We start from the raw sequence: 12,779 nt of genomic DNA, 5'->3' as shown, positions 1-12,779 counted from the left end.
GCCTTCGCGAGCAAGCTCGCTCTCACATTGGAACGCAATACCCTGTGGGAGCGAGCTTGCTCGCGAAGGGGATCAGCCGGGTTTACGCCGATGCGATGCGCACCTGCTTCTCCAGTTCCACCTTCAACCCCGGCTCCAGCTTCAACTGCCGCGCCAGTTCATCCAGATAGCTCTTCTCCATGAAGTTCTCCTCATCCACGAGCATCACGCTGGCAATGTACATCTCTGCCGCCATCTCCGGTGTGCTCGCGGCGCGGGCGACATCGGTCGGGTCCAGGGGTTTGTTGAGCTCGGCGTGCAGCCAGTGCTGTAGCTCCTGATCGTTGTCGAGCTTGGTGAATTCGCCTTCGATCAGTTGGCGTTCGCGGTCATCGATGTGGCCGTCGGCCTTCGCGGCAGCGACCAGCGCCTTGAGAATGGCCTGGCTGTGCTGTTCGGCCTGCGCCGGTGGCAAACGATCGAGGGTCTGCGGTTCACTTTGTGGGGCGGTGCCTTTTTGCGCGTTGTAGTTGCCGTAGGCTTTGTAAGCCAGCACACCCAGCGCAGCGAGGCCACCGTAGATCGCGACTTTACCGCCGACCTTGCGCACTTTCTTGTTACCGAGCAACAAGCCCATCGCGCCGGCCGCCAATGCGCCACCACCTGCGCCTGAGAGCAAACCGCCAAGGCCACCGGAGCCTGAAGCGCCGCTGAGCAAACCGCCCAAGCCACCGCTGGCCGATTTGTTCTGCGAACCACCGGCCTTGTTCTGCAACAGATCCTGGCCGGACTTGAGTAGTTGATCGAGCAATCCACGGGTGTTCATGTTCCGCCTCCAAAACAGGGGTTATCCGGATCTATAAGGCCTCCAGCCTAGTTCGAAAGTGCCCCTGCCCTGCTTGCGAGTGTGCTTCCAGATGTTGCTCAGTACGCCCAAGCCGTTCGTGAAAATAGATATACACTCAGGCCAATCTATAAAAACCGCCCACTGGGTAGCCCTTCTCATGATGACCCTGCGTCAGATCCGTCATTTCATCGCCGTGGCCGAGACCGGCTCGATCTCCGCCGCCGCGCAAACCGCATTCATTTCCCAATCGACCCTGACCCTGGCGATCCAGCAACTGGAAGAAGAAATCGGTGTCAGCCTGTTCAGCCGCCACGCCAAGGGCATGACGCTGACACACCAAGGTCATCAATTCCTACGCCAGGCGCACCTGATTCTGGCGACTGTGGATAACGCCAAACGTAGCCTTCAGCAAAGCACCGATCAGGTCGCCGGGCAGTTGATCGTCGGTGTGACCAGTCTGGTTGCCGGTTACTACCTGGCGGATCTGCTTACCCGTTTTCAGCGCGCGTATCCCAATGTCGAGATCCGCGTAATGGAAGACGAGCGCCCGTACATTGAGCATTTGCTGGTCAGCGGCGAGATCGATGTCGGCGTATTGATCCTCTCCAACCTCGAAGACCGCCACGCGTTGCAGACTGAAGTACTGACCCATTCACCGCACCGTTTGTGGCTGCCGGCCCAACATCCCCTGCTGGAACACGACAGCATCAACCTCGCTGACGTCGCTCGCGAGCCGCTGATTCAGCTCAACGTCGATGAAATGGATCGCAACGCCCAACGCCTGTGGCGGGGCGCTGGTCTGCAACCGAAGATCACCCTCAGAACCGCCTCGACCGAAGCGGTGCGAAGTCTGGTCGCCGCCGGTTTGGGCGTGTCGATTCAGCCGGACATGACTTATCGCCCGTGGTCACTGGAGGGCGACATCATCGAAGCGCGGCCAATTGCCGACCTCAACCAGACCCTCGACGTCGGTCTGGCCTGGCGCCGTGGCACCGCGCGCCCTGCTCTCGTCGACCCATTCCTGACCGTGGCCCGCGAACAACCCCACGGCGGGCGCAAGCCATCTATTTAATCGAATGCTGCCTTCAGTATTTAGAATTTGTCGACCTCGGAGCCGCGCACTAGTCTTGCTGCATCTATAAGACGGTCGGCTCCCGATATCAGGGAGCAACAATGGCCACACAAGAAAAGAGAACGCGGAAAATGGCTGGCGCGCAGACCCCGATGTGTACCGCGTTGTTGATCGACGGCGAATTGGTCGCCGGGGAAGGTTTCGTCGAGCCGATTCTCAACCCGGCCACCGGTGAAATCCTCACGCACATCGCCGAGGCCAGCACTGAGCAAGTCGAAGCCGCGATCCTCGCCGCCCACCGCGCTTTCGCCGAATGGTCGCGCACCACGCCGCAGCAACGTTCCAACCTGCTGCTCGAGATCGCCAACGCCGTCGAAAAACACGCCGACCACCTCGCCCGCCTCGAATCGCTGAACTGCGGCAAGCCGTTGCACCTGGCGCGTCAGGACGATCTGACGGCGACCGTCGATGTCTTCCGTTTCTTCGCCGGCGCCGTGCGTTGCCAGACCGGTCAACTCAGCGGCGAATACCTGCCGGGCTACACCAGCATGGTCCGGCGCGATCCGATTGGCGTGGTCGCCTCGATTGCGCCGTGGAATTACCCGATCATGATGGCCGCGTGGAAAATCGCTCCGGCCCTCGCCGCCGGCAACACGCTGGTGTTCAAACCCTCCGAACACACGCCGCTGTCGATCCTCGCACTGGCGCCAGCGCTGGCCGAAATCCTCCCGCGCGGGGTGATCAACATCATCTGCGGCGGCGGCGAAGGCGTCGGCAGCCATTTGGTCGGCCACGGGAAAGTGCGCATGGTCTCGCTGACCGGCGATATCGTCACCGGGCAGAAAATCCTCCAGGCCGCCGCGAAAACCCTGAAACGCACGCACCTCGAACTCGGCGGCAAAGCCCCGGTGATCGTCTGCAACGACGCCGACATCCAGGCCGTGGTCGATGGCGTGCGCACTTACGGTTACTACAACGCCGGGCAGGACTGCACCGCTGCCTGTCGGATCTACGCGCAGGCCGGGATTCACGACAAATTGGTCGCCGAACTCGGCGCCGCCGTCAGCAGCCTGCGCTTCGCCGGCAAACGTGATGCAGACAATGAGATTGGCCCGCTGATCAGCACCCGTCAACGTGACCGCGTCGCCAGTTTCGTCGAACGCGCCCTCGGTCAGCCGCACATTGAACGCGTGACCGGTGCAGCGGTGCATTCCGGCGCCGGTTTCTACTATCAACCGACGCTGCTCGCCGGTTGCAAACAGAGCGACGAAATCGTCCAGCGCGAAGTGTTCGGCCCGGTGGTCACGGTGACCCGTTTCGACGAACTCGCGCAGGCTGTCGACTGGGCCAACGACTCCGAATATGGCCTCGCCTCGTCGGTGTGGACGCAGAATCTGGACAAGGCTATGCAGGTTGCCGCGCGCTTGCAGTACGGCTGCACGTGGATCAACAGCCACTTCATGCTGGTCAGCGAAATGCCCCATGGCGGGCTGAAACGCTCGGGTTACGGCAAAGACCTATCCAGTGATTCGCTTCAGGACTACAGCGTGGTGCGGCACATCATGGCCCGCCACGGCCAGCATCTCTGACTACGCTAATAACAAGCCGCCAACGGCATGCTGCACCGCGTTCACAACTGCCCCGACCATAATTTGAAGAAGAGGGTTCAACCATGTTCGTGCACAAGACCGCACTGCTCAGTGCAATCACCACGGCCCTGCTGGCCAGTGCCAGCCTGCAAGCGGCCGAGCCGCTGAAGACTGTCGGTACTGGCGAAGGTCAGCTGGATATCGTTGCGTGGCCGGGTTACATCGAACGTGGCGAGAGCGACAAGGCCTACGACTGGGTGAGCGGTTTCGAAAAAGAAACCGGCTGCAAGGTCAATGTGAAGACCGCTGCGACCTCGGACGAAATGGTCAGCCTGATGGCCAAGGGCGGTTATGACCTGGTTACTGCATCCGGCGATGCGTCGCTACGATTGATCGTCGGCAAACGGGTGCAACCGATCAACACCGCGTTGATCCCGAACTGGAACACCCTCGACCCGCGCCTCAAAGACGCGCCGTGGTACGTGGTCAACAACCAGACTTACGGCACCCCGTACCAGTGGGGCCCGAACGTGCTGATGTACAACACCAACGTGTTCAAGACCGCGCCGACCAGTTGGAACGTGGTGTTCACCGCGCAGGATCTGCCCGATGGCAAGCCGAACAAGGGTCGCGTGCAGGCCTATGATGGCCCGATCTACATCGCCGATGCGGCGTTGTATCTGAAATCGACCAAGCCTGAACTGGGCATCAGGGATCCGTACCAACTCACCGAAGATCAGTACAAAGCCGTGCTCGACCTGTTGCGCGCGCAGCAGCCGCTGATCCACCGCTACTGGCATGACACCACGGTGCAGATGAGCGACTTCAAAAACGAAGGCGTGGTGGCGTCGAGCGCGTGGCCGTATCAGGTCAACGGTTTGATGAACGAGAAGCAGCCGATTGCTTCGACCATTCCGAAAGAAGGCGCTACGGGTTGGGCTGATACCACCATGTTGCACGCCGAGGCCAAGCACCCGAACTGCGCGTACAAGTGGATGGACTGGTCGCTGAAACCGAAAGTCCAGGGTGATGTGGCGGCGTGGTTTGGTTCGTTGCCGGCGGTGCCGGCGGCGTGCAAAGAGAGCGAATTGCTCGGCGCTGAAGGTTGCAAGACCAACGGCTTCGACCAGTTCGACAAGATCGCCTTCTGGAAAACCCCGCAGGCTGAGGGCGGCAAGTTTGTGCCGTATAGCCGCTGGACCCAGGACTACATCGCAATCATGGGCGGCCGCTAAGCCCGGGAGCGACTCGGTCGAGCGCCCTTTCCCCCTCGCCCCCTTGGGGGAGAGGGCTGGGGTGAGGGGGTAGCTTTTGCCTTTGCTCTTGATCTCAGAGCAAAGGCCGAAACCGCTGCCCTCACCCCCCGCCCTCTCCCGGAGGGAGAGGGAGCTAAAAGCGGATCGCATCTCGTCCGCCGAATGTGTGAGCCAAGCAAACCGTAAAACGATTCAGATTTTTCAGAAGTCCAGGCAGGGCCGCTGCGACGGCCTTCGCCTTTTTGGAGCACCGCACCATGACGCTTGCAGTCCAGTTCACCAACGTTTCCCGGCAGTTCGGCGACGTGAAGGCCGTTGACCGGGTTTCCATCGATATCGAGGACGGCGAGTTCTTTTCCATGCTCGGCCCTTCCGGCTCGGGCAAAACCACCTGCCTGCGCCTGATCGCCGGGTTCGAACAACCGAGCACCGGCTCGATCCGCATCCACGGTGCTGAAGCGGCCGGTTTGCCGCCGTATCAACGCGACGTCAACACAGTGTTTCAGGATTACGCGCTGTTCCCGCACATGAACGTCCTCGACAACGTCGCCTACGGCTTGAAGGTCAAAGGCGTCGGCAAAACCGAGCGCCATAAACGCGCCGAAGAAGCCTTGGACATGGTCGCCCTCGGCGGTTATGGCGCGCGCAAACCGGTGCAATTGTCCGGCGGTCAGCGCCAGCGTGTGGCCCTCGCCCGCGCCTTGGTCAATCGTCCGCGCGTGCTGTTGCTTGATGAGCCTTTGGGCGCCCTCGATTTGAAATTGCGCGAACAGATGCAAAGCGAATTGAAGAAGCTGCAACGCCAACTCGGCATCACCTTCATCTTCGTCACCCACGATCAAACCGAAGCGCTGTCGATGTCCGATCGCGTCGCCGTATTCAACAAGGGCCGCATCGAACAGGTCGACACGCCGCGCAATCTGTACATGAAACCGACCACTACATTCGTGGCTGAATTCGTCGGCACCTCGAACGTGATTCGCGGCGATCTGGCCCGTGAAATCAGCGGCCATCCGCAGCCGTTTTCGATCCGCCCTGAACACGTGCGTTTCGCCGAAGGTCCGCTGGCCAGCCACGAAATCGAAGTCAGCGGCCTGCTCCACGACATCCAGTACCAGGGCAGCGCCACCCGTTATGAATTGAAGCTGGAAAACGGCCAGACCCTGAGCATCAGCCACGCCAACAATCAGTGGATAGACAGCAGCGCACAGCATCAGACCGGCCAGCGCCTGAGCGCGCGTTGGGCGCGGGAAGCGATGATCCCGTTGCACGACACCGTGACGAGCGGGGTGTGACATGAGCACGCTCGCGATGACTGCATCGCCGCCGTTGCGCCGGTTTTCCAACCTGCTCTACCGCAAGCCGAACCTGTATCTGTCGATGCTGCTGGTGCCGCCGCTGCTGTGGTTTGGCGCGATTTATCTCGGCTCGCTGCTGGTGCTGTTGTGGCAGGGTTTCTACACCTTCGACGACTTCACCATGGCGGTCACCCCTGACCTGACCCTGGCGAATTTTGCCGCGCTGTTTCAACCGTCGAACTTCGACATCATCCTGCGCACGCTGAGCATGGCCATCGTCGTGTCGATCGCCAGCGCCATCGTCGCGTTCCCGATCGCCTATTACATGGCGCGCTACACCACGGGCAAGACCAAGGCGTTTTTCTACATCGCGGTGATGATGCCGATGTGGGCCAGTTACATCGTCAAGGCCTATGCGTGGACGTTGCTGTTGGCCAAGGGCGGCGTGGCGCAATGGTTTGTGCAGCACCTTGGATTGGAGCCGGTGTTGCAGTTCATTCTGGGGATTCCCGGGGTGGGCGGCAGCACCTTGTCGACCTCGCATCTGGGGCGGTTCATGGTGTTTGTCTATATCTGGCTGCCGTTCATGATTCTGCCGATTCAGGCGTCGCTGGAACGTCTGCCGCCGTCGCTGTTGCAGGCCTCTGCCGACTTGGGCGCGAAGCCGCGTCAGACCTTTATGCAGGTGATTTTGCCGCTGTCGATTCCGGGCATTGCCGCCGGTTCGATCTTCACGTTTTCGCTGACCTTGGGCGACTTCATCGTGCCGCAACTGGTCGGGCCGCCGGGCTACTTCGTCGGCAGCATGGTCTACGCGCAGCAAGGTGCGATCGGCAATATGCCGATGGCGGCGGCGTTCACGCTGGTGCCGATTGTGTTGATCGCGGTTTACCTGTCCATCGTCAAACGACTGGGGGCTTTCGATGCGCTCTGACTCTTCATCACAAGGGCATGCCTCTCTAGGCCTGAAAATCGCTGCCTGGGGCGGGTTGGTGTTTCTGCACTTCCCGATCCTGATCATCTTTCTTTACGCCTTCAACACCGAGGAAGCTGCGTTCAGTTTTCCGCCGAAGGGCTTCACATTGCACTGGTTCAGCGTGGCGTTTTTGCGGCCGGATGTTCTGGAGTCGATCAAGCTTTCATTGCAGATCGCAGCCATCGCCACATTGATTGCGATGGTGCTCGGCACGCTCGCATCGGCCGCGTTATACCGCCGGGAATTCTTCGGCAAACAGGGCATTTCACTGATGCTGATTTTGCCGATTGCGTTGCCGGGGATCATCACCGGGATCGCGCTGCTGGCGACGTTCAAAACGCTGGGCATCGAGCCGGGGATGTTCACCATCATCGTCGGCCACGCGACCTTCTGCGTGGTGATCGTCTACAACAACGTCATCGCCCGCCTGCGCCGTACTTCGCACAGTTTGATCGAGGCCTCAATGGATCTCGGAGCCGATGGCTGGCAGACCTTTCGCTACATCATTCTGCCCAACCTCGGCTCGGCGTTGCTGGCCGGCGGCATGTTGGCGTTTGCGCTGTCGTTCGACGAGATCATCGTCACCACGTTTACCGCCGGGCATGAACGCACGTTGCCGTTGTGGCTGCTCAATCAACTGAGCCGACCACGGGATGTGCCAGTGACCAATGTCGTCGCGATGCTGGTGATGATGGTGACCATGCTGCCGATTCTCGGCGCGTATTACCTGACGCGTGGTGGCGAAAGCGTCGCCGGCAGCGGCGGCAAATAAATATTCAACCGATATCCACTTTCCCCTGTGGGAGCGAGCTTGCTCGCGAAGAGGCCATGACATTCAACATTGATGTCGACTGACACACCGCCTTCGCGAGCAAGCTCGCTCCCACAGGGTTTCGGTTTCTTCAGAAAAATAACAATTGCTGCAAAGAGGACAAAACCATGCAAACCAAACTCCTGATCAACGGCCAACTGGTCAACGGTGAAGGCCCGGCGCAACCAGTGCTCAATCCCTCGCTCGGCGAAGTCCTGGTAGAAATCAACGAAGCCAGCGAAGCCCAGGTCGATGCCGCCGTGCGCGCTGCCGACAACGCCTTCGCCGACTGGTCGCAAACCGCGCCAAAAGACCGCTCGCTGTTGCTGCTCAAACTCGCCGACGCCATCGAAGCCCACGGCGAAGAGCTGGCCAAACTCGAATCCGATAACTGCGGCAAACCCTACACCGCCGCGCTCAACGACGAGATTCCGGCGATCGCCGACGTGTTCCGTTTCTTCGCCGGCGCCAGCCGTTGCATGAGCGGTTCGGCCGGTGGCGAATACCTGCCCGGCCACACCTCGATGATCCGCCGCGACCCGGTCGGCGTGATCGCCTCCATCGCGCCGTGGAACTACCCGCTGATGATGGTCGCCTGGAAAATCGCCCCGGCGCTGGCGGCCGGTAATACCGTGGTGCTCAAGCCGTCGGAACAAACCCCGCTGACCGCGTTGCGTCTGGCCGAACTGGCGTCGGAAATCTTCCCGGCCGGTGTACTCAATCTGGTGTTTGGCCGCGGTCCTACCGTTGGCAGCCCATTGGTTACTCACCCGAAAGTGCGCATGGTTTCGCTGACCGGCTCCATCGCCACAGGCGCCAACATCATTTCCAGCACTGCCGACTGCGTCAAACGCATGCACATGGAACTGGGCGGCAAGGCGCCGGTGATCATCTTCGACGACGCCGATATCGATGCGGCGGTGGAAGGCATTCGTACCTTTGGTTTCTACAACGCCGGGCAGGACTGCACCGCCGCGTGCCGGATCTACGCGCAGCAGGGCATCTACGACAAGTTCGTCGAGAAGCTTGGCGCGGCGGTCAGCAGCATCAAGTACGGCTTGCAGGATGATCCGTCGACTGAACTCGGGCCGCTGATCACCGCGCAACATCGCGACCGTGTGGCCGGGTTTGTCGAGCGTGCCGTGGCGCAGTCGCACATTCGTTTGATCACTGGCGGCAAGGCTGTTGACGGTAACGGCTTCTTCTTTGAACCGACCGTGCTGGCCGATGCCCAGCAGGACGACGAGATCGTTCGTCGCGAAGTGTTTGGGCCGGTGGTTTCAGTGACAAAGTTCACTGATGAAGCACAGGCACTGGAATGGGCCAACGATTCGGACTACGGCCTGGCGTCCTCCGTGTGGACAGCGGATGTAGGACGCGCGCATCGCATGTCGGCGCGTTTGCAGTACGGCTGCACATGGGTGAATACGCACTTCATGCTTGTCAGCGAAATGCCCCATGGCGGTCAGAAATTGTCCGGTTACGGCAAGGACATGTCCATGTATGGGCTGGAGGACTACACCACGGTTCGGCATGTGATGTTCAAGCACTAAGCCTTTACAAGCTTCGCGAGCCTGCTCGCGAAGGCGTCACCCCGGTTTCAGGAAGGAAACCGGCATTACGCACCACCAGGATCCCAAAACAATAACTACCGACCCGGGCGGCGCCTGCATGGCCCCGCCACGGCCTCGGCCATCCGAAATCTGCCGATTTCACGGAGCAAACACACATGAGTTCCTCACCCGATCTCGCCGCAGCCGTCGCCGACAGCGATGCCGAACAACTGCGCAAACTGGGCTACACCTCGAACTTCAACCGCAGCATGAGCCTGTGGGAAAACTTCGCTTTGGGCTTCACTTATCTGTCACCGGTCGTAGGGGTTTATACCCTCTTCGGCCTGTGCCTCGCCGCTGGCGGCCCACCGATGTTCTGGGCCTACTTGCTGGTCGGGTGCGGCCAGTTGCTGGTGTGCCTGATCTTCGGCGAAGTGGTTTCACAGTTCCCGATTTCCGGCGGCGTTTACCCGTGGGCACGCCGATTGGTCGGTAAAAAATGGGCATGGATGGTCGGCTGGATCTACTCCATCGCCCTCTGCGTAACCATTGCTGCAGTTGCCGTCGGCGCTGGCCCGTACCTGGCCGCGATGCTCGGTTTTGAACCGAGCAACAACACCAACATCGTCATCGCCCTGGTGCTGACCCTGTTCGCCACACTGGTCAACCTCAGCGGCACCAAAGTGCTGGCGCGCATCGCCATGTTCGGTTTTCTCTGCGAACTGGTGGGCGCGGTGATCGTCGGCGTGTACCTGCTGGTATTCGAACGCCATCAACCGCTCAGCGTGCTGTTCAACACCTTCGACATCAGCGTCGACGGCTCGTACCTGCCGGCCTTCCTCACCGCATCGCTGGCGGGGATGTTCCTCTACTACGGCTTCGAGGCCTGCGGCGACGTCGCTGAAGAAACCCCGAACCCGAGCGCAAAAATCCCGGTGGCCATGCGCATGACCATCTACATCGGCGGCATCGCAGCAATGTTCGCCTGCCTGGCGCTGATCCTCGCTGTGCCGGACATGCAAGCGGTGATTAACGGCACCGACAAAGACCCGGTCACCACCATCCTCAACAACGCCTTCGGCCCGGTCGGTTCGAAAGTGGTGATGGGCGTGGTGATGATTTCCTTCATCTCCTGCGTCATCAGCCTGCAAGCCGCGGCGAGTCGTCTGTTGTACTCCTACGCTCGCGATGAAATGGTCATCGGCAGCCGACTGCTGAAAAAGATTTCTCCTACCACCCAAGTACCGGTTGCCGCACTGTTCGTGTCCGGCGTCCTGCCCGCGCTGATCATCGCCCTCGGCTTCTTCTTGCAAGACGCCGTCGCCACCATCGTCAGCTTCGCCGCCATCGGCATCTACCTCGCATTCCAGATGATCGTGCTGGCCGCGCTGTACGCCCGCAGCAAAGGCTGGAAACCGAGCGGCAAATTCACCCTCGGCGCCTGGGGCTGGCCGGTGAACATCGGCGCGCTGGTGTATGGCGTTGGCGCAATCATCAACATGGCCTGGCCACGTACGCCGGATGCGGCTTGGTACGTGAACTATGCGATGGTGTTGAGCACGGCCATCGTGATTGGCTTGGGCTTGGTTTATATGTGGATTGGCAAGCCGTATGACCATGGCAAGGCGCCGGCTGGGGATGCGTGGAAGGTGAGTCGCTAAAGCAGAATCGCCCCGGTAGGTTCATTGTAACCGGGGCGATTTGCGAGACCGCACGTCGTGTAGCAATCCATAAGCTCAGGACGGCGTTATCAATTCGACTGAAGGGAAATAAGTGCGGTAACGCTTGGAGTCTCTCGTCAACAAGGGTAATTTTTTTACGGCCGCATGTGCTCCGATGAAAAAATCCGCCAGAACATTATGCTTTCCACCGCCAACCTTCCGATACTTCACGAAGGCCTTACCAGCTAAAAACAGTGCGGGTCTAGGAATCTCCTGCATGACCAATCCCAGTTGACTCACTACTCCGTCCAATGCCTCAAACGTCGAAAATGTCTGTGATAGCTCTGCATAAACTATCGGGTTGATGGCTAACTCATGGATCAGTGATTGAGCACGAAGTTGCTGAATCGACCAATCGGCCCAGACCGGATCGTCTTCGAGCACATCAATCAACACATTCGTATCGACCAGCACCATCAATCATCCCCTCGGAGCAAGGCCATCAAATCATCGGTTCGCCATTTGATATCGGCTTTGCCCCTTACGGCATCAAATCGATCAGGAGTTCGCGCTTTTCCCGATTCGCGCTTAGCACTATGCAGAACCACTTCGCCATGATCGTTGACGCTGAACTCAATGGCCGAGCCCGGCGTAAGATGCAAAGCATCACGAATTGGCTTGGGGATTGTGACTTGCCCCTTGCTGGTCATGGTCGTCGACATGTCATACCCCTAAAGTATTACTCAATGGAACAACGTATTACTTGATCGAGATATCTGCAACCTCCGCTTATCGCAGGATTATTTTTACCGGATTGCAGGCCTCGACCTCTTAGCCCTGATGGCACTCATGCGGTTCATTCCGTGGACCCAAATAGATAAAGGAAAAACTACAGCTTGGGCGGTCGGTTGCTGCCGACACTACAAAATCAGGCATTTCCTACAGATACCGCCTTCAGAAACAAGCTCGCTTTCCTACAGTAGGTGTCGATAGAGCCGACTTGGCGTCGTAGGTTGCTAGCCGATAGGCTTTCTCTCGGCAGCGAAATCAGCGGCCCGGTGTCGGAGCCGGAGTAAATATCAAAACGGCGTGACCGCACTCATTTGAGTGGCGGCTCTATTCTCAATATTGGAGTCGAAAAATGCCTAACCACGTACAAATTCCTTCTGAAACCTCCGCTTTCTTCACCCCCACCATCTTCACCCGCCACAACCGCTTCCTCCACACCTTCATGCAAGACCACGAAGCCTGGTTCTGCGTGCAAGATCTCGGTCGCCTGATGGGCTATCCGCTAAACGAGCGCCTCACCATGAAACTCGATCCCGACCAGCGTCGCCATGTCCTTCTGCGTCGGGACGGCGAAATCATCGATTGCGCGATGGTCAGCGAGTCCGGCCTGTTCGCCCTGCTCGTCCATCACTTCGTCCCGGAAAACCGTCACCTGCGCCAGTGGTTGAGCCATGAAGTCATCCCGATGCTGCGTGAAACCCATTCAAGTCCAGTGGAAAACCACCCAAGTCTGCGTTCGATGCACTGGGCAGGCGTCACCGTGCCACTGCTGCACTGGCAGCAGCAGGCGTGGGTCAAATGGCGGGATGTACCAGAGTTGATGCACGGCCAGCGGCCGTATCCGGTTCAGGGGACTTGTCGCTAAACTCCAGTGAACAAAAAACCTGTGGCGAGGAAGCTAGCTCCCTCGCCACAGGTTTAGCGTGTCACCTCTAGCGAGTTGAATTC

The 12,779-nt window shown here is 59.5% G+C and carries 12 protein-coding genes; 9 read left to right on the top strand and 3 right to left on the bottom strand.

The genetic code is table 11. From position 1 onward, the window contains the following. Positions 1-82: 82 nt before the first annotated feature. Positions 83-805, bottom strand: a complete 723-nt coding sequence (locus tag GTU76_RS18630; RefSeq protein ID WP_180699282.1) for a tellurite resistance TerB family protein — start codon at positions 803-805, stop codon at positions 83-85. 178 nt (positions 806-983) lie between these two features. Here GTU76_RS18630 and GTU76_RS18625 point away from each other — a divergent pair, with 178 nt between their 5' ends. The 8 genes from GTU76_RS18625 (at position 984) to GTU76_RS18590 (ending at position 11,042) form a co-directional block, all read left to right on the top strand. Further along, on the top strand, positions 984-1,898 hold the full coding sequence (locus GTU76_RS18625; RefSeq protein WP_007967749.1) for a LysR family transcriptional regulator: 915 nt from the start codon (positions 984-986) through the stop codon (positions 1,896-1,898). Positions 1,899-2,029: 131 nt separating this feature from the next. Continuing rightward, complete coding sequence (locus GTU76_RS18620) at positions 2,030-3,487, top strand: gamma-aminobutyraldehyde dehydrogenase (protein ID WP_180699304.1); 1,458 nt, start codon at positions 2,030-2,032, stop codon at positions 3,485-3,487. Positions 3,488-3,570: 83 nt separating this feature from the next. Then, complete coding sequence (gene ydcS / locus GTU76_RS18615; protein ID WP_180699280.1) at positions 3,571-4,722, top strand: putative ABC transporter substrate-binding protein YdcS; 1,152 nt, start codon at positions 3,571-3,573, stop codon at positions 4,720-4,722. A 278-nt stretch (positions 4,723-5,000) separates the two neighbouring features. Next, positions 5,001-6,038, top strand: coding sequence for an ABC transporter ATP-binding protein (locus GTU76_RS18610; RefSeq protein ID WP_180699278.1), 1,038 nt, complete (start codon positions 5,001-5,003; stop codon positions 6,036-6,038). A 16-nt stretch (positions 6,039-6,054) separates the two neighbouring features. After that, positions 6,055-6,975 (top strand): ABC transporter permease, encoded by a 921-nt coding sequence (locus GTU76_RS18605; protein WP_007908947.1) that lies wholly within the window; start codon positions 6,055-6,057, stop codon positions 6,973-6,975. After that, entirely contained in the window at positions 6,965-7,789 is an 825-nt protein-coding gene (locus GTU76_RS18600; RefSeq protein ID WP_180699277.1) for an ABC transporter permease, read from the top strand. The genes GTU76_RS18605 and GTU76_RS18600 overlap by 11 nt, the downstream gene beginning before the upstream one ends. 167 nt (positions 7,790-7,956) lie before the next feature. Next, positions 7,957-9,381 (top strand): gamma-aminobutyraldehyde dehydrogenase, encoded by a 1,425-nt coding sequence (locus tag GTU76_RS18595; protein ID WP_180699275.1) that lies wholly within the window; start codon positions 7,957-7,959, stop codon positions 9,379-9,381. Positions 9,382-9,557: 176 nt separating this feature from the next. Further along, positions 9,558-11,042, top strand: a complete 1,485-nt coding sequence (locus tag GTU76_RS18590) for an APC family permease (RefSeq protein ID WP_077571272.1) — start codon at positions 9,558-9,560, stop codon at positions 11,040-11,042. 75 nt (positions 11,043-11,117) lie between these two features. Here GTU76_RS18590 and GTU76_RS18585 read toward each other — a convergent pair whose 3' ends face one another. After that, a complete protein-coding gene (locus tag GTU76_RS18585; protein ID WP_016986390.1) occupies positions 11,118-11,519 on the bottom strand; it encodes a type II toxin-antitoxin system VapC family toxin in 402 nt (133 codons plus the stop codon). Further along, entirely contained in the window at positions 11,519-11,764 is a 246-nt protein-coding gene (locus GTU76_RS18580) for an AbrB/MazE/SpoVT family DNA-binding domain-containing protein (protein WP_016986389.1), read from the bottom strand. Before GTU76_RS18580 ends, GTU76_RS18585 begins: the two co-directional genes overlap by 1 nt. A gap of 419 nt (positions 11,765-12,183) precedes the next feature. Here GTU76_RS18580 and GTU76_RS18575 point away from each other — a divergent pair, with 419 nt between their 5' ends. Next, a complete protein-coding gene (locus tag GTU76_RS18575) occupies positions 12,184-12,696 on the top strand; it encodes a BRO-N domain-containing protein (RefSeq protein ID WP_180699273.1) in 513 nt (170 codons plus the stop codon). Positions 12,697-12,779: the final 83 nt, after the last annotated feature.

Origin of the sequence: Pseudomonas crudilactis (genome assembly GCF_013433315.1) — a bacterium.
Classification (GTDB): domain Bacteria; phylum Pseudomonadota; class Gammaproteobacteria; order Pseudomonadales; family Pseudomonadaceae; genus Aquipseudomonas; species Aquipseudomonas crudilactis.
The sequence above is the reverse complement of the archived record's forward strand: the minus strand, read 5'-3'. Positions and strand labels throughout refer to the sequence as shown.

Excerpts from the sequence above, each read along its gene's own strand:
- GTU76_RS18630 (WP_180699282.1), bottom strand. The coding sequence starts at position 805 with ATGAACACCCGTGGATTGCTCGATCAACTACTCAAGTCCGGCCAGGAT.
- GTU76_RS18625 (WP_007967749.1), top strand. The coding sequence starts at position 984 with ATGATGACCCTGCGTCAGATCCGTCATTTCATCGCCGTGGCCGAGACC.
- GTU76_RS18620 (WP_180699304.1), top strand. The coding sequence starts at position 2,030 with ATGGCTGGCGCGCAGACCCCGATGTGTACCGCGTTGTTGATCGACGGC.
- ydcS (WP_180699280.1), top strand. The coding sequence starts at position 3,571 with ATGTTCGTGCACAAGACCGCACTGCTCAGTGCAATCACCACGGCCCTG.
- GTU76_RS18610 (WP_180699278.1), top strand. The coding sequence starts at position 5,001 with ATGACGCTTGCAGTCCAGTTCACCAACGTTTCCCGGCAGTTCGGCGAC.
- GTU76_RS18605 (WP_007908947.1), top strand. The coding sequence starts at position 6,055 with ATGACTGCATCGCCGCCGTTGCGCCGGTTTTCCAACCTGCTCTACCGC.
- GTU76_RS18600 (WP_180699277.1), top strand. The coding sequence starts at position 6,965 with ATGCGCTCTGACTCTTCATCACAAGGGCATGCCTCTCTAGGCCTGAAA.
- GTU76_RS18595 (WP_180699275.1), top strand. The coding sequence starts at position 7,957 with ATGCAAACCAAACTCCTGATCAACGGCCAACTGGTCAACGGTGAAGGC.
- GTU76_RS18590 (WP_077571272.1), top strand. The coding sequence starts at position 9,558 with ATGAGTTCCTCACCCGATCTCGCCGCAGCCGTCGCCGACAGCGATGCC.
- GTU76_RS18585 (WP_016986390.1), bottom strand. The coding sequence starts at position 11,519 with ATGGTGCTGGTCGATACGAATGTGTTGATTGATGTGCTCGAAGACGAT.
- GTU76_RS18580 (WP_016986389.1), bottom strand. The coding sequence starts at position 11,764 with ATGTCGACGACCATGACCAGCAAGGGGCAAGTCACAATCCCCAAGCCA.
- GTU76_RS18575 (WP_180699273.1), top strand. The coding sequence starts at position 12,184 with ATGCCTAACCACGTACAAATTCCTTCTGAAACCTCCGCTTTCTTCACC.